The organism is Aeromonas sp. OTU364, assembly GCF_038440395.1.
GTDB lineage: Bacteria > Pseudomonadota > Gammaproteobacteria > Enterobacterales > Aeromonadaceae > Aeromonas.
In genome coordinates this window covers 1-20,970 of the sequence record NZ_JASATR010000002.1, presented here as the reverse complement: position 1 = coordinate 20,970, position 20,970 = coordinate 1, and the positions used below count along the sequence as shown (strand labels likewise).

Genomic DNA, 20,970 nt, shown 5'->3' with positions numbered 1-20,970 from the left:
CCCAGCCCTGTCATTTCTGCCAGCGCACGGGAGGAGAGGGACGGATAGACTCTCAAGGCACCATCCACATCAGACTCAAGGAGGAGAGATGAGAGCAATCTGGCCGGGACTCTGCCTGCTGCTGTTGCCGCTGACGGGCATGACCAAGGACCATCCGACCGCCGAGTGCAGCTGGCTGTTTGAGCGCATAGAGATACTGGAGAAAGCCATCAAGCAGGGGGACAAGCTGGGCACCAGGGAGGAGCTGGCAAAACGAAAGGCGGAGTTTCACAACAAGGCCTGCAGCCAGTACGACTACTGAGCGCCATGAAGACGCGAGCCGACCCAGGGTCGGCTCGCGTGCATTCGATGCACCCGCACGCGGGTGCTCGCCCTCAGAGGATGCGGTTGTCCACCAGCATCTTGCGACGGGCCTCTTCCTTGGCCATCTTCTTCTTGCGATTGTCGCAGGGCTCCGGGCAGTCGCACTCCTTCTCGATCCCTATGGTGCCAAGGCCGCCACAGGAGCCGGAGATGGTCTTCTTCTGGAAGATGTAGCCGATGGCCATGGCCACCACCACCACCAGAAACACCCCGAAGGTGATCAGAAAGATCTGCATGTCGTTACCCCTTACTTCTTGACCAGATAAGGCTTGAAGGCATCCGAGTAAGCCTCCTCGAAGCCCTCGTCCGTCTTGGTGATGACGAAGATGGCCAGACCCCGCTCCTTGGCATAGGCCAGGCTCTTCTGCGTTCCCATGACCGTCAGCGCCGTGGCCAGCCCGTCTGCCGTCATGCAGGAGGGGTGGATCACGGTGACCGACACCATGCGATGGGTGATGGGCTTGCCCGTCAGCGGATCCATGGTGTGGGAGAAGCGCTTGCCATCCAGCTCGTAGTAGTTGCGATAGTCCCCCGAGGTGGCGACGCCGTTGTCCCCTGGCACTATCACCTCCTGCACCGAGCCGGCATTGGCGGTCGGCTTCTCGATGGCGACGCGCCAGGGGTGACCCTTGCCGTTGACGCCATTGATCCGCAGCTCGCCGCCGATCTCCACCAGGTAGTTGCGCGCCCCCAGGGATTCCAGGTACTCGGCCACCTTGTCCACCCCGAAGCCCTTGGCGATGGCGGAGAGATCCACGTAGAGATCCGGGATGTCCTTTTGCAGGGTGTCGGCGTCGACCGAGGTTACCACATGCAGATTGCCGAGGCCCGTCTTCTGCCGGGTCTGGGCGATCAGCTCGTCGGATGGCACCTTGGTCGGCTTGGCATCCGGCCCAAAGCCCCACAGATTGACCAGGGGGCCCACGGTGACGTCCAGCGCCCCGCGGCTCTCGCGGCCAATGTGAATGGCCTCGGTCACCACCCGGGCTGTGTCACGGGAGACCACCACAGGGGTATTGTCCTTGTGCTGGTTGAAGCGCGACAGCTCGGAATCCGGGCGGTAGGTGGACATCTGATCGTTGACCCGTTCCAGCAGGACATCCACCTCGGCCTGAAGCTTGGCGGCATCCGTGACGGCGGCATCCGCCACCTTGATGGAGTAGTAGGTGCCCATGGTGCTGCCGGTGATGTGGATCTCCGGCTTGGATTGGACCGTTTGTTCCTGACCGCACCCAGTCAAGAAAAAGGCTAGCCCGAAGGCTAGCCAGGTCTTTACAACACTGTGCATGGATTAACCACCAAAGTCATCCAGGAGGATGTTTTCGTCTTCAACGCCGAGGTTTTTCAGCATGTTGATGACGGCAGCGTTCATCACGGGAGGTCCACACATGTAGAACTCGCAATCTTCCGGCGCCTCGTGGTTCTTGAGGTAGTTCTCGAACAAGACGTTGTGGATGAAGCCGGTGTAGCCATCCCAGTTGTCTTCCGGTTGCGGATCCGACAGGGCGACGTGCCACTGGAAGTTGTCGTTCTCGGCGGCCAGCATGTCGAAGTCCTCGACATAGAACATCTCGCGCTTGGAACGGGCACCGTACCAGAAGCTCATCTTGCGCTTGGACTTCAGGCGACGCAGCTGGTCGAAGATGTGGGAACGCATCGGCGCCATGCCGGCACCACCACCGATGAACACCATTTCGGCGTCGGTGTCCTTGGCGAAGAACTCGCCAAACGGACCCGAGATGGTCACCTTGTCCCCAGCCTTCAGGCTGAAGATGTAGGAGGACATCTGGCCGGGAGGCGCAGTCCAGTTGCTCGGCGGCGGAGTCGCGATCCGCACGTTCAGCATGATGATGCCGAACTCTTCCGGATAGTTCGCCATGGAGTAGGCACGGATAATAGGCTCGTTGACCTTGGACTCCAGCTCGAAGATCTTGAAGCGATCCCAGTCCCCGCGATACTCCTCGGGAATGTCGAAGTTCTTGTACTGCACGTGGTGGGCAGGGGCTTCGATCTGGATATAACCACCGGCGCGGAACGGGACGCTCTCGCCATCGGGGATCTGCAGCTTGAGCTCCTTGATGAAGGTGGCCTTGTTGTCATTGGAGATGACGGTACAGTCCCACTTCTTCACGCCGAAGATCTCTTCCGGCAGCTCGATGTCCATGTCGGAACGCACGGTGACCTGACAGGCCAGACGCTCGCCGTGACGGGCTTCGCCCTTGCTGATGTGATCCAGCTCGGTCGGCAGTATGTCGCCGCCGCCGGCTTTCACCCGCACCTTGCACTGACCACAGGAGCCGCCGCCGCCACAGGCGGAGGAGACGAAGATACCACTGCCGGCGAGCACGCCAAGCAGCTTGCCACCCGCCGGGCTGGTCACAGCCTTGGCCGGGTCGCCGTTGATGCTGATTGTCACGTCACCGGCGGTCACCAGCTTGGACTTGGCGAACAGAATGACTGCCACCAAGGCCAGCAGGATCACGGTGAACATGACCACACCCAGAATAATTTCCATCTATATTTCCTTTCCGATTACAGGGAAATACCAGAGAAGGACATGAAGCCCAGCGCCATCAGACCCGCGGTGATGAAGGTGATGCCGAGGCCGCGCAGGCCTTCCGGAACATCGGAGTACTTCATCTTCTCGCGGATCCCCGCCATCGCGACTATGGCCAGCATCCAGCCTGCACCCGACCCCACGCCATAGACCACGGACTCCACGAAGTTGTAGTCACGCTGCACCATGAAGGAGACGCCACCGAAGATGGCGCAGTTCACCGTGATGAGCGGCAGGAAGATGCCGAGGGCGTTGTAGAGCGCCGGGAAGTACTTGTCCAGCGCCATCTCCAGGATCTGCACCAGGGCCGCAATCACCCCGATGAAGGTGATGAAGCTCAGGAAGCTGAGATCCAGGCCGGAGACCAGGGCACCGTCTTTGAGCACGTAGTTGTAGATCAGGTTGTTGGCCGGAACGGCAACGGTCTGAACCACGATAACGGCAATGCCGAGGCCCATGGCGGTCTTGACCTTCTTGGACACAGCCAGGAAGGTACACATCCCCAGGAAGAAGGAGAGCGCCAGGTTTTCGATGAAGATCGAACGAATCAACAGACTCAGATAGTGTTCCATACCTTAATCCTTTGCCTCCACCTGCTTGGGATCCTTGGTGCGTACGCCCCAGATGATCAGACCAATGATGAAGAATGCACTCGGCGGCAGCAGCAGCAGGCCGTTCGGCACATACCAGCCACCATTGTTCACCAGCGGCAGCAGTTCGATGCCGAACCAGGTGCCTGACCCCAGGATCTCGCGCACCGTGGCCACGGTCAGCAGCACGGCGCCATAGCCCAGACCGTTGCCGATGCCGTCCAGGAAGGAGGGCAGCGGGGCGCTCTTCATGGCATAGGCTTCGGCACGACCCATCACGATACAGTTGGTGATGATGAGGCCGACGAACACCGACAGTTGCTTGGAGATGTCATAGGCATAGGCCTTGAGCACCTGGTCAACCACGATAACCAGCGAGGCAATCACCGCCATCTGGGCGATGATCCGCACGCTGTTCGGGATCTGGTTGCGGATCAGGGAGATGAACAGGTTGGAGAAGGCGGTGACCGCGGTAACGGCCAGCGTCATCACAAACGCCGTCTTCATCTGGCTGGTAACGGCCAGCGCGGAACAGACACCCAGCACCTGCAGTGCGATGGGGTTGTTACCGAGCACAGGCGTCAACAGCAATTTTTTCATTTCGCTCTTGTCAGCCATTGTTGATTTCTCCTGCACGTACCTTGGCCAGGAAGGGACCGAAGCCCTTGGGGCCCATCCAGAAGTCGAAGGTGTGCTGTACGCCATTACCGGTCAGGGTTGCGCCAGACAGGCCGTCGATTTCATGCTCGGAACCAGCCGGAGCATGTCCCTTGATCACCCGCAGCGCAGGCTGACCGTCCTGATCGAACAGCTTCTTGCCGACGAACAGTTCGCGCCAGGCCGGGTTCTCGATCTCGCCGCCCAGACCCGGGGTTTCACCGTGGTCATAGTAGGTGATGCCCTTGATGGTCTGGCCATCGGCCGCGACCGCCACGAAGGCATACATGGTGGACCACAGACCCTGGCCGTAGATCGGCAGTATGATGTTGTCGACCTTGCCCTCGGCATCTTTCGCGAAGAACACCGGGATCAGCTTGGAGATCTGACGCAGGCCGGCCTTGTCGTCGGCAGGTGCCAGACGAACACTCTTGGCCGGGTCCTTGGCTGCCAGCTTGGTGTCGAAGTTGTCGGCATCGCCGTCAACGAACTCACCGGTGGCCAGATCCACCAGACGCGCTTCAATCTTGTCGCCGTACAGCTGGGCCAGGTCACGCTTGGCCACAGAGCTGACATCGACACCGGCAACGGACAGTATGTTGCTTTGCTTGTCCAGCGCCTTGTTTTCCAGCTGGGCAGGACGCAGACCCACGGCGGCCACGGAGACCACGATGGAGCAGACCAGACACAGACCGGTCACTACGGCGAGAGTGCCGGTAGTAGAGTCTTTATTAAACGCCACGTGCGATCCTCCGCTTGATGTTCGCCTGCGCCACGAAATGGTCAAACAAGGGGGCAAACAGGTTGGCAAACAGAATGGCCAGCATCATGCCTTCCGGGAACGCGGGGTTCACGACACGGATCAGCACGACCATGACGCCGATGAGGGCGCCGTACCACCACTTGCCCTTGTTGGTAAAGGCGGCGGAGACAGGATCGGTCGCCATGAAGGCCATGCCGAACGCGAAGCCACCCAGCACCAGATGCCAGTGCCACGGCATGCTGAACATGGGGTTGGTATCGGAACCGATGACGTTGAACAGCAGGGAGGTCGCCACCATGCCGATCATGACGCCGGCGATGATGCGCCAGGAGGCGATCCGCATGTAGACGATCATGGCCGCACCGATGAGGATCATCAGAGTGGAGACTTCACCGATGGAGCCCGGCAGGTTGCCGAGGAAGGCATCCATCCAGCTGATGGCTTCGCCGGTGGCACCGTTGATCAGCGCCATCTGGCCGCCCTGGGCCCACTGGCTCAGGGCAGTCGCGCCTGAATAGCCATCAACGGCCACCCAGACCGCATCGCCGGAGATCTGGCCCGGGTAGGCGAAGAACAGGAACGCACGACCCGCCAGGGCCGGGTTCAGGAAGTTCTTGCCGGTACCGCCGAACACTTCCTTGGCCAGCACCACGCCGAAGGTGATGCCGAGCGCGGCTTGCCACAGGGGCAGCTCGGGCGGCACTATCAGGGCGAACAGGATGGAGGTCACGAAGAAGCCTTCGTTGATCTCGTGCTTGCGCACCATGGCGAACAGCACTTCCCAGAAACCGCCGACGATGAAGACGGTGATGTAGATCGGGAAGAAGTGCGCCGCACCGATCAGCATCTTGCTGCCGATGCCGGCCACGGCCGGATCCAGCGAGGCCCCCAGCAGGGTAGCCAGGGCGTATTGCCAGGTATCGGCACCGGCCGCGCTGCCCAGATGGGCGATGGCGGCGATGGACTGGTTGCCGACGTTGTACATGCCCCAGAACATGGCCGGGAACACGGCCAGCCACACCATGATCATCATGCGCTTCAGATCGATCGCATCACGGACGTGGGCGGCATTGCGGGTCACGGAACCCGGGGTATAAAACAGGGTATACGCCGCCTCGAACAGGGCATAGTACTTGGCGTACTTGCCACCCGGCTCGAAGTGATGTTCCATATTTTCAAGAAGTTGCTTGAAACTCATCGCTTAACCTTCCAGTTCTATCTTGGTCAGGCACTCACGCAAGACTGGGCCGTACTCTGTCTTGCCGGGGCAGACGAAGGTACAGAGCGCCAGATCTTCCTCATCCAGCTCCAGGCAGCCGAGCGCCTGCGCGCTGTCGGTGTCGCCGGAGATCAGATCCCGCAGCAGCAGGGTCGGCAGGATGTCGAGCGGCATCACGCGCTCATAGTTGCCGATAGGCACCATGGAGCGATCACTACCGTTGGTGGTGGTAGTGAAGTTGATGAGTTTGCCCTTCATCAGATGAGAGAGGGTGGTACGGGTGATGGAGAACTTGTCGGCACTGGGGTTGACCCAGCCCAGGAACTCTTTCTCACGACCTTCGCCCAGCACGCTCACCTGATTGTGGTAGCGACCCAGGTAGTCATGAACTCCTTCGGCCTTGGCACCGCTCAGCAGGGAACCGGAGATGATGCGATTCTCGTCCGCACGCAGCTCGTTGTTGGTCAGCTGGCTGATGCAGGCGCCCAGACGGGTGCGCAGCAGGCGCGGCTTGATCACGTTCGGGCCGGCCAGGGCGATCACCTTGTCGGTGAAGATCTGACCTGTGGTGAACAGCTTGCCGTAGGCGATCACATCCTGATAGTTGATGTGCCACTGCACTTTCTTGGCACCGACCGGGTCCAGGAAGTGGATGTGGGTACCGGGCAGGCCGGCAGGGTGCGGGCCGACGAACACGGCTTCCTTGACCTGGGCCAGGGAGGCGTGCGGCAGGCTGGCTTCGCCCTTGCAGACGTGGACAGTGCCATCGGTCAGGCGGCTCAGCACGGCCAGACCATCGAGGAAGGCCTGGGCCTGTTCCTTGATGATGATCTCGGCGTTGGCAGCCAGCGGGTTGGTGTCCATGGCGGTGACGAAGATGGCACGCGGGGCAGAGCCCACTGCCGGCACCTTGCTGAATGGACGGGTACGCAATGCGGTCCATTGGCCTGATGCGACCAGGATCTCCTGCACCTTGCTGCGCTCGAGCTGTGCCAGCTCGGCAGACGCAAAGTGTTCAAAGGTCACCTGTTCGTCAGAACCATCGATGTCGATGACAACGGATTGCAGAACACGCTTGGCACCACGGTTGATCTCAGAAACCACACCGGTGGCAGGGGCCGTGAATTTAACGCCGGGATTCTTCTTATCTTCGAAGAGCTCCTGACCTTTAATGACGCGATCACCTACTTTGACGAACATAGTAGGACGCATCCCCACGAACTCTTCGCCGAGTGTAGCAACACGGGTGATGGCCGGGCCATCGTAGATTACTTGCTCCGGAGCACCCAGCACGGGGATGTCCAGTCCTCTTTTAATTGTAATCATACTCACTTGCACTACCGTTAAGGGAAGACAGGTTGGTTAGCGCCGAGAAATACATCACGACGAGTTGTTGAATGAGCCCGTCAACATCACGGAAAACTGTCGAAGAAACAAACAAATCAGCAACATACAGGATCATTCAAAAGCGCCTGAGTTTACCACCTTAGACAAGTCAGTCGCCACGCCAAATGGGGAAAATCCCCGTCCTATCACAAAATTAACCTCCAATGAATATTTCCCTTCCATCCCTGCAACCCGTGGTTTTAAAGGATTTTTTGTTTTACTACCCATATGGAGGTAATTTCACCCATCCCAGAGGTTGATTAGAAAAAGTAATCATTACCCTGATCCAACGCACGCGGGGCCGGCGGCTGGCGCCCCGGCCCTGTCGTGATGGTTTTGTTAATTGGTCGACAATCGGGTAATGAAAAGGTCAAAGGCTCAGGCAAAGGGGGACTTGCTGACACAGCCCGGGGTCTTGGGGGCCTGCTCCCGGGCCTGCCACTCCGCCTCGGTATAGGTATGCAGCGCCAGCGCATGGATAGCCCCTGCCAGCTCCTCTGCCAGCACGCCGTTGACCTGACGATGGCGCCCCAGCAGGCGCTGCCCCTCGAAGGCCTGGCTCACCACTATGACCTTGAAGTGGCTCTCGGATCCCGGCTCCACCCTGTGCATGTAGCTCTCGTTGATCACTTCCAGATGACTGGGGGACAAGGCGGCGGCCAGTTTGGCCTCTATCTGTTGTTGCATGCTCACGGGCAAGACTCCCTCGTTGGATATCCGGCCATTGTAGCCAGGGTTGCATGCCGGATGCATCAGGGCCGCTGTAAATAGAAGGAGGCCGGGCGCCTCCTCGCTGCGGGCTGGTGAAATTCTCCGTCGCCGCTAGAATAGCGCCACTTTCCCTGCCTGCCGGGCAACACGGTGCGGGCGGGCGTCATCTATCAGCAACACGTTGGACTCATTCTTATGCAAACCCTGCTCGACACTGCCCATTGTCGTCTGACCCTGTATCGCTACCCACGGCAGAGCCAGGATCCCCTGCAGGCCTGGGATGCGGCGGACGAGTACCTGATCAACACCCTGGCCGAGGAGCCGCTCGAGCAGGATGGCCCCGTCATCATCATGAACGACGGCTTCGGCGCCCTGGCCGCCTATCTGCACGGCCATGGCCCGGTCTGCGTGAGCGACTCCCATATCAGCGAGCGGGCCACCCTGGCCAATCTGGCGGAGAACGGGCTGGATCCCGCACAGATCACCCTGCAGGACGCCCTGGCCCCGCTGCCCGATGCCCCTGCGCTGGTGGTGATCAAGGTCTCCAAGTATCAGGCGCTGCTGGAGCAGCAACTGCTGGCCCTGCGCGAGGTGGTCACCCCGGCTACTCGCATCCTAGCCGCCGGCAAGGCCAAGGACATCCACAGCTCCACCCTCAAGCTGTTCGAGAAGTATCTGGGCCAGACCCGCACCTCGCTCGCCTGGAAGAAGGCGCGCCTCATTCACTGCGAGCCGCAGGCCGAGCGCCCTGCCCTGACCAACCCCTTCCCGACCGTCTGGCCGCTGGAGGGCACCGACATGCTCATCCACAACCATGCCAACGTGTTTTCGCGCACCAGCCTGGATATAGGCGCCCGCTTCATGCTGGACAATTTGCCGATCCACAGCGCGCGCAAGGTGATAGACCTTGGCTGCGGCAACGGGGTGCTGGGTCTCTCGCTGCTGGCAAAAGACAGCGAGGTGGAGGTGACCTTCATCGACGAATCCCACATGGCGGTCGCCTCGGCGCGCCTCAACGTCGAGCACAACCTGCCGGCTGCCCTGCCGCGAGCCCACTTCATGGTCAACAACTGTCTCGACGGCGTGGCGGTCGGAGCGGCGGACAGAATCCTCTGCAATCCCCCCTTCCATCAGCTGCAGGCGATCACCGATCACATCGCCTGGCAGATGTTCACCGACGCACACCGGGTGTTGCCTCAGGGGGGTGAACTCTGGATAGTAGGCAACCGTCATCTGGACTATCACAACAAACTCAAGCGCTTGTTTGCCAACGCACAAGTCGTTGCGTCGAACAGCAAATTCGTTATTTTGAAAGCCATCAAACGCTGAAAGCCATCAAACGCCAAAGGAAAACCATGATGAAAAAGTCACTCTTGCTGCTGGCCGCCCTGATACTGGGTGGTTGTGCCACCCACTGGCCGGAGACGGCGCTGCTCAATCCGCAAGTCATCCCCTCCAACCAGCAGTACTACTCTGGCAACCGCATCACCATGGAAGGAGTCGACAAGCGCGAGGCCGCCTATGTCTTCTCCATCAAGAAGAAAGAGAAGGCTCCCGTGCTGGTCAACAGCAGCCAGCCCCTCAACAACCTGCTGGCGGAAAAACTGGCGGAAGGGTTGCGCAGCCAGGGCCTCGAAGTGGGCAACAGCGGCACCACCAACCTGACCCTGGCCATCTCCACCGCCGCCGTCACCGTGGAAGAGAAGACCTTCACCTATGTCACCAAGTCCAAGGTCAGCCTGCAGGTGATCGCCGACTTCCAGGGCAACAGACTGACCAAGCAGTTCAATATGTCTTCCAGCAAGGAAGAGCCGGGTGAGCCGACCATGGCCGACCTGGAGTCCATCCTGAACCAGCAACTGGGCAGCGTGCTGCAACAGATCATGGCCGACGAGGCACTGCGCGGTTATCTCAAAGGCCAGCCGAGCTGAGCAAGGAGCATATAAATGAAGACTCTCTGGTTACTGGCCACCCTGATCGCCCCCCTGGCGTTCGCCGGACAAAAAGTCCAGATGGAGACCAACCACGGCAACATAGTGGTGGAGCTGGCCCCCAAGCAGGCGCCACAGACGGTGAAGAACTTCCTGCGCTACGTGGCGGATGGCAGCTATGACGGCAGCCTGTTCCACCGGGTGATCCAGAACTTCGTGGTGCAGGGCGGGGGCTACAACCAGCAGTTCCAGCCCCTGCCGACCTTCGACCCCGTGGTCAACGAGTCCAGGGGCGGCCTGCCCAACAAGCGTGGCAGCATCGCCATGGCCCGTACCCAGGCGGTCGACAGCGCCACCCGCCAGTTCTACTTCAACCTGGTGGACAACGACAACCTCAACGCCAATGCCGGCGCCGGTTACACGGTGTTCGGCCAGGTGGTGCAGGGCATGGAGGTGCTGGACAAGCTGGCTCAGGTCCAGACCGGCTACAGCTCCATACTGCGCGCCAATGACGTGCCGACCAGCCCCATCATCCTGAAAAAAGTGGTGCTGCTGGCGGACAAATAACGCGGGGCGGATCACATTCCGCCACGACGTAACCCGGGTCACCGGCGCCCCTTTCTATACTCTGGCCTTGTCCTGTGTGCGGGACATGGCCAGGCAGAGAGAGGAGGTTCCGGTGACTTGTCACGATTACATTGCCCAACATGCCATTGTGCTGGCCCAGGCGGTTCGTCACTTTTTGGCACGGGAAATTCCTTATCGACAGCTCGAGGATCTGAGCTGGCAACTCCTCTCCCACTGGCAGGCGCTGCCCGCCATCCCCATGGATAAAGAGCCCGCCACCGAGCAGGAGGGGGTGTTCTGGCACCTGCTCCACAGCCTGCACCTGTGGGACGAGCATCAGCTCGTCACCGACACCTGGCTGCGTCAGCAACTGATGGCCTGCGCCACCTTCCTCGTGGCCGAGGGGCCCTGTCCGCGCCACTGCATCGGCTCACGACCCTGAATCCCGGGCCGCCCCGTTCGGCTTGCCTTGGCTATCCCCCTCGAACCTGACAAAATGACCCCCTTTTCTCTGAGGAGTCAGGCAGTTGAACAATCTCCGCCCGCCCAGCCATACCCCTGACCGCGCCACAAGCTGGCGAGACGCCCTCGCCGTCTATCTGGAAGCGCGGGTACTCACCCTGTTTGCCATGGGCTTCTCCTCCGGCCTGCCCTTGCTGCTGGTCTTCGGCACCCTCTCCTTCTGGCTGCGCGAAGCCGATGTCAGCCTGACCGACATCGGCTACATGAGCTGGGTGGCGCTGGCCTATGGCTTCAAGTGGCTGTGGTCCCCTCTGGTGGATCGACTGCCGCTGCCACTGCTCTCCCGGCTGCTGGGGCGGCGCCGCAGCTGGATGCTGCTCTCCCAGGTGCTGATCGCCCTCTCCCTGGTTGGCATGGCCTATTGCGATCCCAAGACCCAGCTCGCCCAGCTCGCCCTGTTCGCCCTGCTGGTGGCGTTTTGCTCCGCGACCCAGGATATCGTCATCGACGCCTACCGCATCGAGTCGGCCCCCGAGCGCCTGCAGGCGGCCATGGCAGCCTCCTACATGACGGGTTACCGGCTCGCCATGATCATGGCGGGGGCGGGGGCGCTGGCACTGGCGGCCTGGCTTGGCAGCAACGACAGCTACGACTACCGCGGCTGGCAGCTCACCTACCTGCTGATGGCGGGGCTGATGTCCCTCGGCATCCTCACCACACTGCTCAGCCACGAGCCGGATATCGACCTCCATCGCCAGAACGAACAACAGATGGAGCGCAAGACGCTGCTGCTCGAGCGGGGCTGGCCCAGGACCCTGGCCGGGCTGGGCGCTTGGACCTATGAAGCCATCTGGTGTCCCTTTGCCGATTTCTTCCGCCGCTACGGCGGCTCGGCCCTGTTGATCCTGGGGCTCATCGCCTGCTATCGCATCTCGGATGTGGTGATGGGGGTGATGTCCAACAGCTTCTATGTGGATCTGCAGTTCAGCAAGACGGAGGTGGCCACCATCACCAAGGTGTATGGCGTCATCATGACGCTGGTGGGGGCGGCCCTGGGGGGCGTGCTGGTGATGCGCTTCGGCACCCTGCGCATCCTGTTTCTCGGCGCCGTGCTCACCGCCAGCACCAATCTGCTGTTCGCCCTGCTCAACGAGGTGGGTCACGATCTGGAGCTGCTGACCCTGATCATCTCGCTGGACAACCTCAGCGCCGGCATTGCGACGGCAGCCTTCGTGACCTATCTGTCGAGCCTGACCAACGTCGCCTTCTCGGCGACCCAGTACGCCCTGTTCAGCTCCATCATGTTGCTGATGCCCAAGCTGCTGGCGGGTTTTTCCGGTCAGGTGGTCGAACAGATCGGCTACAGCAGCTTCTTCGTCGGCACCAGTCTGCTCGGCATCCCGGTGATGATACTGATCATCATGGTTGCCAAACGAGGCGATGCTTTGTTACCACAAGCGGACAAATAGCAAGCGTTTGCGCCATTTTGGGGGTGATTAGATTCACAAAACCGGACAAAGTTCCCTGGCTCTTGTTTATCCGATGAATTTATTTGGCTAGAATCCCTTCCGCTCCTTGTGGGCAGGCTACGGAAAACCTCAACTAACGCACAAGAGACCAATAAAATGGCCAAATTTACCAAGACTCTGATCGCTGCCGGTCTGCTGGCTGCATCCGCCACTCCGGCCTTTGCTGCCGATTACAGCGGCGACATCCACAAGAACGACTACAAGTGGTTCCAGTTCAACGTGATGCACACCATCGATCAGCTGCCCTACAGCGAATCTGAAGGTGGTTACAACGATACCTACTTCGAAATGGAGTTTGGTGGCCGCTCTGGTATCTTCGATCTGTACGGTTACGTCGACGTGTTCGACATCTTCCAGAACCGTCACGACGACAAGCACAACCAAGACAACCTGTTCATCAAGTTCGCACCGCGTATCTCCATCGATGCCATGACCGGCAAAGATCTCTCCTTCGGCCCGGTGCAGGAAGTCTACATCGCCAACCTGATCAACGTGGGTGGTCCGGATGGTCTGTTTGAAGCCATGACCGGTCTGGGTGCAGACGTACAAGTGCCCTGGTTCGGCAAGGTTGGCATGAACCTGTATGCCCGTCACGTCAACGAAGGCGGCGGTGAGCAGGGCTGGAACGGCTATCAGTTCTCCATGAACTGGTTCAAGCCTTTCTACACCTTCTCCAACGGCAGCTTCGTAGCCTATCAGGGCTACCTGGATCACCTGTTTGATGCCAAGGACACTTCCACCGACGGTACCGCCATGTTCAACGGTCTGTACTGGCACTCCGACCGCTACGCCGTCGGTTACGGTCTGAAGTACTTCAACGACATCTATGGCATCCAGAACGGTTCCTACGGTCTGAAGACCACTGGTTTCGGCCACTACTTCTCCGTGACCTACAAGTTCTAATCGAACTCGTCACACGGACACAAAAAACCGGAGCAGCTGCTCCGGTTTTTTTATGGCACTTCCTCGATGAGGGGAGTGGCCAGGGCCCTCCCCCCGTTCATCATCAATCGCGGAAGTTCTGGAACTGCATCGGCTGACCCAGCTCGGCGCCACGCACCAGTGCCATGGTCTCCTGCAGATCATCACGCTTCTTGCCGGTGACGCGCACCTCGTCACCCTGGATGGCAACCTGCACCTTGATCTTGGAATCCTTGATCAGCTTCACCAGCTTCTTGGCGATCTCTTTCTCGATCCCCTGCTTGAACTTCACCGTCAGGTGGAAACGCTTGCCGGAGTGAACGCTGTCGCCCACCTCCATGGAGCTGTTCTCGATCTGGCGCTTGAGCAGGGCACCGCGCAGGATCTCGACCATCTGCTTGAGCTGGAAATCCGCATCGGCTTCCAGCTTCACCTCTTCCTTGTTCAATTCGAAGCTGGCTTCCACACCACGAAAATCGAAACGGGTCGCCAGTTCACGATTGGCGTTATCGACGGCGTTCAACACCTCGTTCATTTTGACTTCAGAGACAATATCGAATGACGGCATAGCCGGGCTCCTCATGCTGTACTTCAGGTTGTGCTGACAAAGGGGCAAATCTACCAGAAAACCGGCAAATTTGCTGATTTCAATGGGATTGCTCTGCTAGAATCCCCTGCGCACAGGAATGGCGAGACCCGTTAGTGTCCGCCTAGCGATATCTTCACTTATCCCCGGTAGCGGGTTGTTCGGAACGCAGCCACTACCCTGATTGAGCCTCTCCATGCCAAGCGGATTACGCGACAACAACCTGAAAAACAGCCGACACCCCTCCTCCCCTCACTGGTCCTTGCTGGGCTGTGGTGCTCTGGGCGGCGTCTTCGCCTCCTTGCTGACCCAAAGTGGCCAGCCGACCCGTGTGCTGCTGAGCGAGCGGCACCGCGCCACCCTGCACCCCGGCATCGATTTCACCTCCCTCGAGGGCCACACCCAGCTGCTCGCCATCGAGCGGGGTTTCATCGACAAGCCCGGCCCCATCCAGCGACTGCTGGTGATGACCAAGGCGGGTCAGGTGGTGTCGGCCCTGACGCCCCTGGCAGGCAAGCTGGCGGCAGGGGTTCCCATCGTGCTGCTGCACAATGGCATGGGCATAGCCGAACAGGTGGTGCAGCTGTTTCCGCACAACCCGGTCATTGCCGGTGTCACCAGCCACGGCGCCATGCAAAATGGCCACTTCGTGTTCCGCCATACCGGCAAGGGCGAAACCTGGCTGGGCCCGGTCAACGACGCGGCCAAAGCCCATGCCCACCTGGCGGATGAACTCGCTCGCGCCCTAGGCCAAGCCGGCTGGGATGAGCAGATCCTGACCCGCCAGTGGCAGAAGCTCGCCATCAACTGCGCCATCAATCCGCTCACGGCGCTTTACAAGCTCAAGAATGGCGAACTGGCCGGCCCCCGTTTTGCCGATGTGCTGCAACAGATCTGCGTGGAAGTCGCCGACGTGATGCAGGCCGAAGGCCAGCCGACCGGCAGCGACGAGCTGCTGCGCCGAGTGATGACTGTGGTGGAACTCACCGCCGACAATTACTCTTCCATGTATCAGGACATGGAGCAGGGGCGTGAGACCGAGATTGAGGCCATCACCGGCTTCCTGCTCGGCAAGGCCGCCACCCACGGCATTGCGGTGCCGGTCAATCAGGGCCTCTATCAGGCCGTCAAAGAGAAGCGCTGAGCCCGGGACGCGGGCGATGGAGGAGTGCAGGATGAGCGTGCTGGTATTGGTAGCCCCTGGGTCGGAAGAGATAGAGACGGTCGCCATCGTCGACACCCTGGTGCGCGGCGGCATAGAGGTGGTGCTGGCCTCCTGCTGCCCGGCGGGGCAGCGCCAGATCCGCGCCTCCCGTGGGGTGCAGCTGGTCGCCGATTGCCATCTCAACGAGCTGACCAGCCGCGACTTCGAAGCCATGGTCGTGCCGGGTGGCCTGCCCGGCAGCGAAGCTATCCGCGACACCCCCCTCGCCATCGACCTGCTGAGGGAGCAGGCGGCGCTGGGCCGCTGGCGTGCGGCCATCTGCGCCGCCCCTGCCGTGGTGCTGCACCATCACGGCTTGCTTGGCGATGCCAGCGCCACCTGCCATCCCTGCTTTCAGGCCCGCCTGCCCACCGCGCAACTGAGCACGGCGCGGGTGGTGACCGATGAAGCCCATCGCCTGATCACCAGCCAGGGCCCCGGCAGCGCCATCGAGTTTGCCCTCGAGATAGTACGGGTGCTGCGCGGTGACGAAGCCGCCCGCGCGGTCGCCGGGCCCATGGTTATGCCATAACAGCGAAGATTGTGGATGCAACTGGCTAGCTAGTTGACTGGTTTTATATCTGTTTTGGGCTGCTTGGCACGGTAGGAGTCCATGATGGGAGCCCAATCCATGCCGTGTGGCACAGAATATTGCTTGAATAACTCGCTATATTCTTTATCGAAGTCATCTATTCCATATTGGCGAGCTAGCGGGACTTTTTTATCATACCAGTCGTCAGTCACCTCTTCGGCAATACCACGCACAAGCAACTGATCAGGCCGGATATTGAATCCTTGCAACAGCACTTCGAAATAACCACCTGGTGCCAACCCAAAGTAAAGCCAATGACGGCGTTCGATCATTCCATCAACCATGTACTCTTGCCGCATCCGCTGTTCCAAATCAGCAGGTAGATCTACTTTGATGCGATAACGTTTTTTGTCGTGGAATGAGACCATTTCGACTATGGCCTTATCTGGTATAGGGGCTCCATTAGTTGGTCCACCATCCCCCCCACTCCAGTAATACCTCTTTTGAACAATACGCTTTTCACTGGTCTCAGGTCCTCCTCCCCCTCCCGGATAGCCCACGACTAAACGACCATCACGATAAAATTCTGCTTTGCTGGTCCAAATATTATCAATGTTGCTACCTGTTCCATAAACCCAATAAATTGGTTGCACAGCATAAGCGGTCAACGACCACAGAAAACAACTCAGGATAAATAATCGTTTCAATATCATATTTTTTTGTTTCCTATCAGTTCACGTTTTTCTTTACTAACTGTAGGCTCGGATTTATCAGTATTAGCCGGATTGGCAATTCCTTGGTTACTAGCGCTATGATGCAAATAATCACGGCGTAACATACGATAATCATCGGCTGGTAGTTGACTAGCTAAGTTTTCCACCTTTTTTTGCTTTGTAGCTGCTTGAGCCCAGAGCCTATCTAGCTTTGTTAAATTGAGCATTGATCGCTTGATTGAGAGTGACTCAAGTCGCAGTGCCCTATCTTCAGACCTCCATTTTTTAAATGGCACCCCCGCAGCCAGTCCAGCTTCAACCATCATATGCAATGGAATGCGAGAATATTCCCCCTCAACCACCCGATTCATCAGTACCTCCACATAGACTGACTTTTTGCCGGGACCAGAACTATTTTTCCCCTCCGGACGCCTAAAGGAATAAGGTTTCAGGCTGATGACCCCAAGCGACGGGACTGCGCCGCGGGGTAAGTTGGAGTTGATGCTTTCTACCCATCCCATAGCTCTTTTTTCTTCGGCATAGGCCTTGGCTTGCAAATAAGCACGACTCGCAGTTTCCGTTATATCGACACTTTCGACGCTCATAAAGCGCTCCATCTCGATGCACTCAATCAGTGCAGAATCGCTATTAGGATTGCCCAAACTCCAGCGGCTATAATACCCCCCCCCTATATCAGAGTGAGCCCCAGGTAGAGCTAACTCAGTAAAGTGAGTAGGTATATCGCTCTCCGTATTTCTGTCAATGATACGTGACAGAGGAAAGTGTTTACGTACTTCATCTTGCGCCGTTAGATGCACTACTCGCTGCGCACAATCAGCTTTAAGATTGACGTTAACACGGGAGTTATAGGAGGAAACAACGGTATCGAACAGGCCAACAAAAGTAAAACGTACATCTCTCCGGCTGGCCCAATCAAAACCTGCCTTAAGCCGAATATTCGGATTATTGGCTATCGCTTTGACTAGAGGATGATCGGCTTTCTGATCGATCACATTGACAAAATGGCGAGCAGCAGCAGCCCCTCGGCTAAAGCCAAATACATCGAATTCTATGCGATGAATACAGTCTATATCAGGCAATACTCGACCTAAACCAAGCTCGATTCCTTCGGTAATCTTAAGTTCACAAGCCTGCATCACCTTACCGATAATTGATGTATTTTCTCCACCTAGGTCAAGATCCAGACCCTGAGTAAAAGTATCGTCAGAACGATATACAAGGGTATCCTTTCCTAATACAGGATCACGGGTACCAATGCCGCTAATATAAGCACGAGCACTTAGGGTTTCCTCGCCGATCCGATATTGTTCGCGAAGTTTCCAAACATTGGTCACATCATTGGCCGAGCTTCCTTCAACCGGGCTTTGTCCCATCTGGCAGCCCCGTAGCTCTTTCTCTCGCTGCGCTGGGTCTGAACAGGTTTCCAGCAACCACTTCTCAACCTTTTGTAATCCAGCTTGGGCATTGCGGGTATTGTTCCCAGTACCATCGAAGAACACCCCGATCCGCAGAGTGTTGATTTGATAACCTTTCACCTCAATGACATAGGAATGCTTGGTAAAAAAGCGGGCATTGCTAGCCTTGCCCTTCTGGTGAGCCTCAGGCAGCGGGGTTGGCGGTTCACTCTGGCTGAGGTCCCCCGTGGTGACCTTGATATGCTCCCGTTTGGAATTCTCATATCCAGGCAGCTTGTCGGAATAAGCAGGTATTCCGCTCTGTTCTCCTTCTTTGAGCTTTTCGCGGGATTGCGCCGCCTTGAGCCAGGGCTGAGTCTCAATCTTCACGTCCACGGGACCAACCGCAAAACCGCGCACCAGAGTTGGTCCATCTTTCAGTATCACTGTCTCTGACTTGCCTGTCTCATCAGTCAAGATGGCCTTGAGCCCCTTGAATGGTTGATTGTACTCATCACGAACATCGATCTCTATCCAGTTTTCGTAACGCTCGCAAGGGATGCAATGGGGATCTGCCGCCATCAAGAAACTCCTGTCTTCACTTGATACTTGTGCAACCAGTTGGCCACCTGAGACATCTCATCATCGGTCAACATCAAAGGAGCCCGTATGCTGTCAAGAGGCAGACCCACCTGCAGGGTCAGGACGCCAGCCACCACACCGTCAAGCACATCGTCTTGCAGGCATGCCAGGTTAGCCGCTTTGAGCACAGGCAGGATAGCGCCTTTCGGGTCTGGATGAAGCTCCATCATACCTGTCATGCGCTGCCAGAAATGCCGACGCAAGATATAGGCATGACGGTTCTCGTCGTAGAGTCCAGCCAGGTGATGAGGGCGGATATGAAACCAGGGGGTTTGCAATGCGGGCTGGAACCGGGCATGAGGCGTGCGAGCGAAGGCTTTGCCATGGATCCAGATCCCGGAACAGGGCCCCAGCACACTATCGCGTTCATCAGGGGTCATGGCGCTGAGCATGGGCAGGAAAATGCGTGGGTCAGAGAAACGAAACCAGACTGCTTCTCCCTCGCGTATTGCTTCTATCAGGCTCTGCCAATGGCGGCGGATCAACTCCACTGATTGGTCGCTGATCAGGTAGAAGCCGCTCAGGGTGGGGTTGACCATCATAAACTCAGTGGAAGGCGCAGGCAGCAACCAGGGCCCCAACGCAGACTGTTCATCGAAAGCTGTACCGGCAAAAAGTGGATTGGCATTCTCTCCATCATAGGTATAGAAATCCGCCACGGCTGACTCTGCCTGGGCTCCATCGATGACGGCATACGTTTTACCCACTTGCTCGCCAGCGAGCCAATCAGATAACGTCATAATATGGATACCTCGATCAGTCGCTTGATCCTGCTGCGGTTATCCGATGCATTGTCAGAGGTTGGAATCGTATTGAGCAAGGTATCGAAATCACCGCTCATGGAGGAAACCACCCGATCGACCCTTAGCCGGGTCTGGGTCGGAAACAGCATCTCAGCTTCCCCCTTGAAGTGCGCAGCGTCTCCCAGCAGACGGCCACCATGACCGGCAGGCAAGCGGATCTTCAACAAGGTATCGTTCACCCAGGCCTTGTCCGGTGAGGTACTCATGAATCCTGGCTCAACAACGATATTGCCCACCCCTGTGAACTGTTCTTTCAGGGCTGCAAGCTCCGGCTTGTCCAGTGCCAATCCCCGATAGACGAAAGACAAATCGGGTGAAGCCGGCAATTTCGCCAGACCAGCCTCCACATCGGCAACATAGGCCTTCATTGCCTGGTCAAACTCACTCGCGGATGTCGGCTCATAATTCAAATAGCTGCGACTAAGCAGGGTATCGATGGCCTCTCGCTGCTTGTAGGGGCGATCCCGCAAATAGTTATTGAGCAGCGTGTACCCCTGCGCCGAATAGTATCTGAGCGCTTCATCCGCTTTGGATATCTCTACCGTCGCCCACTTCTTTGCTGGCTTTTTGCCCTCCCCTTTGGCCGCAGCAGGTGGCGGCGGCGGTGGCATCGATGGCCCTCCGGCAAACTGGGGTGGAGCGGGTGGTGGCACTGGTGCCCCCCCGGCAAACTGAGGTGGGGCGGGTGGTGGCGCGAGCGGACAAGGCTTGGTCAACGGTGCCATGGACTCCATGCTCTTGTGAATGGCCGGGGCTGGCAAAGTTGCCGGTGGTGCTGCTGGTACCTCAACATTGCCTGGCAGAATGGGGACCTTGCCACCCCAGCCGGAGCCTGACCCCGGGCTGCCACCTGAGTTCATCTTGATGGATCCGCCACTGAGGGTGACACCGCTCGGGTCAATCTTGACGAAGCTGCCGCCCACCTTGAGGGTCAACTCGGCACCGGCCTCCATCACGATTTTCATGCCCGCCTTGTGGTGTACCTCGCTCCCCGCCTCCACCAGCAGGGACTGGCCAAGCTTCTGATGCAGGCTGGCATCCACGGTGAGCGAATAGTCCCCCTTGATCTGGTCCCGCTTCTCCCCCTCCACCGTCAGGTGGTCATTGGCCTTGATGCGGGTCACCCGCTCGTTGTCGATGTCACGGTGTTCGTCGTGCTTGATGTGCCAGGCCACATCGTTTTCGATGAGGAGGTTCAGGTCTTTCTGACCGTGGATGTAAATCTCTTCCTGCCCCGCCTGGTCTTCGAAGCGCAGCTCGTTGGACCCCTCCCCCTGGTGGGTCTCGGTGCGCAGCACGGTACGGGTCTTGTTGGCAGGCAGTTCATAGGACGGCCTGTTGGTGGCGTGGAAGGTGCGGCCGGTAACGATGGGCTGGTCCGGGTCCCCTTCCAGGAAACTCACGATGACCTCGTGGCCG

At 58.5% G+C, this 20,970-nt stretch carries 23 protein-coding genes; 9 read left to right on the top strand and 14 right to left on the bottom strand.

Translation table 11 applies throughout. The annotated features are described in order from the left end of the window. The first annotated feature begins 88 nt into the window (after positions 1 to 88). Positions 89 to 301 (top strand): hypothetical protein, encoded by a 213-nt coding sequence (locus AAHB08_RS03000; protein ID WP_342058067.1) that lies wholly within the window; start codon positions 89 to 91, stop codon positions 299 to 301. A gap of 73 nt (positions 302 to 374) precedes the next feature. Here AAHB08_RS03000 and nqrM read toward each other — a convergent pair whose 3' ends face one another. From nqrM to AAHB08_RS02955, 9 genes are all read right to left on the bottom strand, one after another. Beyond that, positions 375 to 599 (bottom strand): (Na+)-NQR maturation NqrM, encoded by a 225-nt coding sequence (gene nqrM / locus AAHB08_RS02995; RefSeq protein WP_005330718.1) that lies wholly within the window; start codon positions 597 to 599, stop codon positions 375 to 377. Positions 600 to 610: 11 nt separating this feature from the next. Then, entirely contained in the window at positions 611 to 1,651 is a 1,041-nt protein-coding gene (locus tag AAHB08_RS02990; protein WP_342058066.1) for an FAD:protein FMN transferase, read from the bottom strand. 3 nt (positions 1,652 to 1,654) lie between these two features. Next, a complete protein-coding gene (nqrF, locus tag AAHB08_RS02985; protein WP_025327948.1) occupies positions 1,655 to 2,878 on the bottom strand; it encodes an NADH:ubiquinone reductase (Na(+)-transporting) subunit F in 1,224 nt (407 codons plus the stop codon). 17 nt (positions 2,879 to 2,895) lie between these two features. Next, positions 2,896 to 3,492 carry an NADH:ubiquinone reductase (Na(+)-transporting) subunit E gene (nqrE, locus tag AAHB08_RS02980; RefSeq protein WP_005330713.1) on the bottom strand — a complete coding sequence of 199 codons (597 nt, stop codon included), beginning with the start codon at positions 3,490 to 3,492 and terminating at the stop codon, positions 2,896 to 2,898. A gap of 3 nt (positions 3,493 to 3,495) precedes the next feature. Then, positions 3,496 to 4,128: an NADH:ubiquinone reductase (Na(+)-transporting) subunit D gene (locus AAHB08_RS02975; RefSeq protein ID WP_005303545.1), complete on the bottom strand. Its 633-nt coding sequence runs from the start codon at positions 4,126 to 4,128 to the stop codon at positions 3,496 to 3,498. Then, positions 4,121 to 4,909: a Na(+)-translocating NADH-quinone reductase subunit C gene (locus AAHB08_RS02970; protein ID WP_025327949.1), complete on the bottom strand. Its 789-nt coding sequence runs from the start codon at positions 4,907 to 4,909 to the stop codon at positions 4,121 to 4,123. Before AAHB08_RS02970 ends, AAHB08_RS02975 begins: the two co-directional genes overlap by 8 nt. Then, the gene (locus AAHB08_RS02965) at positions 4,899 to 6,128 is read right to left on the bottom strand and encodes an NADH:ubiquinone reductase (Na(+)-transporting) subunit B (RefSeq protein ID WP_342058065.1); all 1,230 of its coding nucleotides are present in this window, start codon (positions 6,126 to 6,128) and stop codon (positions 4,899 to 4,901) included. Before AAHB08_RS02965 ends, AAHB08_RS02970 begins: the two co-directional genes overlap by 11 nt. 3 nt (positions 6,129 to 6,131) lie before the next feature. After that, a complete protein-coding gene (locus AAHB08_RS02960; protein WP_139436612.1) occupies positions 6,132 to 7,475 on the bottom strand; it encodes a Na(+)-translocating NADH-quinone reductase subunit A in 1,344 nt (447 codons plus the stop codon). Between the two features lie 438 nt (positions 7,476 to 7,913). Beyond that, positions 7,914 to 8,222, bottom strand: a complete 309-nt coding sequence (locus AAHB08_RS02955) for a BolA family protein (RefSeq protein WP_041204526.1) — start codon at positions 8,220 to 8,222, stop codon at positions 7,914 to 7,916. 219 nt (positions 8,223 to 8,441) lie between these two features. On the opposite strand from AAHB08_RS02955, the gene AAHB08_RS02950 reads away from it, so the two are divergent. The 6 genes from AAHB08_RS02950 to AAHB08_RS02925 all read left to right on the top strand — a co-directional run bounded on the left by AAHB08_RS02950 (position 8,442) and on the right by AAHB08_RS02925 (position 13,638). Then, the gene (locus tag AAHB08_RS02950) at positions 8,442 to 9,575 is read left to right on the top strand and encodes a methyltransferase (RefSeq protein ID WP_342058064.1); all 1,134 of its coding nucleotides are present in this window, start codon (positions 8,442 to 8,444) and stop codon (positions 9,573 to 9,575) included. A 29-nt stretch (positions 9,576 to 9,604) separates the two neighbouring features. Continuing rightward, a complete protein-coding gene (locus tag AAHB08_RS02945; protein ID WP_041206274.1) occupies positions 9,605 to 10,177 on the top strand; it encodes a YajG family lipoprotein in 573 nt (190 codons plus the stop codon). A 15-nt stretch (positions 10,178 to 10,192) separates the two neighbouring features. After that, positions 10,193 to 10,744 (top strand): peptidylprolyl isomerase, encoded by a 552-nt coding sequence (locus AAHB08_RS02940; RefSeq protein ID WP_005330697.1) that lies wholly within the window; start codon positions 10,193 to 10,195, stop codon positions 10,742 to 10,744. A 112-nt stretch (positions 10,745 to 10,856) separates the two neighbouring features. Continuing rightward, on the top strand, positions 10,857 to 11,186 hold the full coding sequence (locus tag AAHB08_RS02935) for a hypothetical protein (protein ID WP_171272412.1): 330 nt from the start codon (positions 10,857 to 10,859) through the stop codon (positions 11,184 to 11,186). An 85-nt stretch (positions 11,187 to 11,271) separates the two neighbouring features. Continuing rightward, positions 11,272 to 12,675 (top strand): AmpG family muropeptide MFS transporter, encoded by a 1,404-nt coding sequence (locus AAHB08_RS02930; protein WP_427229820.1) that lies wholly within the window; start codon positions 11,272 to 11,274, stop codon positions 12,673 to 12,675. Between the two features lie 156 nt (positions 12,676 to 12,831). Further along, a complete protein-coding gene (locus tag AAHB08_RS02925) occupies positions 12,832 to 13,638 on the top strand; it encodes a nucleoside-specific channel-forming Tsx family protein (RefSeq protein WP_005330693.1) in 807 nt (268 codons plus the stop codon). 103 nt (positions 13,639 to 13,741) lie between these two features. On the opposite strand, the gene AAHB08_RS02920 is transcribed toward AAHB08_RS02925, so the two are convergent. Then, on the bottom strand, positions 13,742 to 14,224 hold the full coding sequence (locus AAHB08_RS02920; protein ID WP_139436622.1) for a YajQ family cyclic di-GMP-binding protein: 483 nt from the start codon (positions 14,222 to 14,224) through the stop codon (positions 13,742 to 13,744). A gap of 214 nt (positions 14,225 to 14,438) precedes the next feature. Here AAHB08_RS02920 and AAHB08_RS02915 point away from each other — a divergent pair, with 214 nt between their 5' ends. Next, complete coding sequence (locus tag AAHB08_RS02915) at positions 14,439 to 15,386, top strand: ketopantoate reductase family protein (protein ID WP_342058063.1); 948 nt, start codon at positions 14,439 to 14,441, stop codon at positions 15,384 to 15,386. A gap of 31 nt (positions 15,387 to 15,417) precedes the next feature. Further along, the gene (locus tag AAHB08_RS02910) at positions 15,418 to 15,978 is read left to right on the top strand and encodes a DJ-1 family glyoxalase III (RefSeq protein ID WP_342058062.1); all 561 of its coding nucleotides are present in this window, start codon (positions 15,418 to 15,420) and stop codon (positions 15,976 to 15,978) included. A 29-nt stretch (positions 15,979 to 16,007) separates the two neighbouring features. Here AAHB08_RS02910 and AAHB08_RS02905 read toward each other — a convergent pair whose 3' ends face one another. The 4 genes from AAHB08_RS02905 to AAHB08_RS02890 all read right to left on the bottom strand — a co-directional run. Continuing rightward, positions 16,008 to 16,685: a DUF2931 family protein gene (locus AAHB08_RS02905; RefSeq protein WP_446699510.1), complete on the bottom strand. Its 678-nt coding sequence runs from the start codon at positions 16,683 to 16,685 to the stop codon at positions 16,008 to 16,010. Positions 16,686 to 16,687: 2 nt separating this feature from the next. Then, entirely contained in the window at positions 16,688 to 18,688 is a 2,001-nt protein-coding gene (locus AAHB08_RS02900; RefSeq protein ID WP_342058060.1) for a phospholipase effector Tle1 domain-containing protein, read from the bottom strand. Beyond that, complete coding sequence (locus AAHB08_RS02895; RefSeq protein ID WP_342058059.1) at positions 18,688 to 19,488, bottom strand: DUF4123 domain-containing protein; 801 nt, start codon at positions 19,486 to 19,488, stop codon at positions 18,688 to 18,690. The genes AAHB08_RS02900 and AAHB08_RS02895 overlap by 1 nt, the downstream gene beginning before the upstream one ends. Further along, the coding region (locus AAHB08_RS02890) for a bacteriophage T4 gp5 trimerisation domain-containing protein (RefSeq protein WP_342058058.1) at positions 19,485 to 20,970 on the bottom strand (1,486 nt) is incomplete at its 5' end. The genes AAHB08_RS02895 and AAHB08_RS02890, both read right to left, overlap by 4 nt.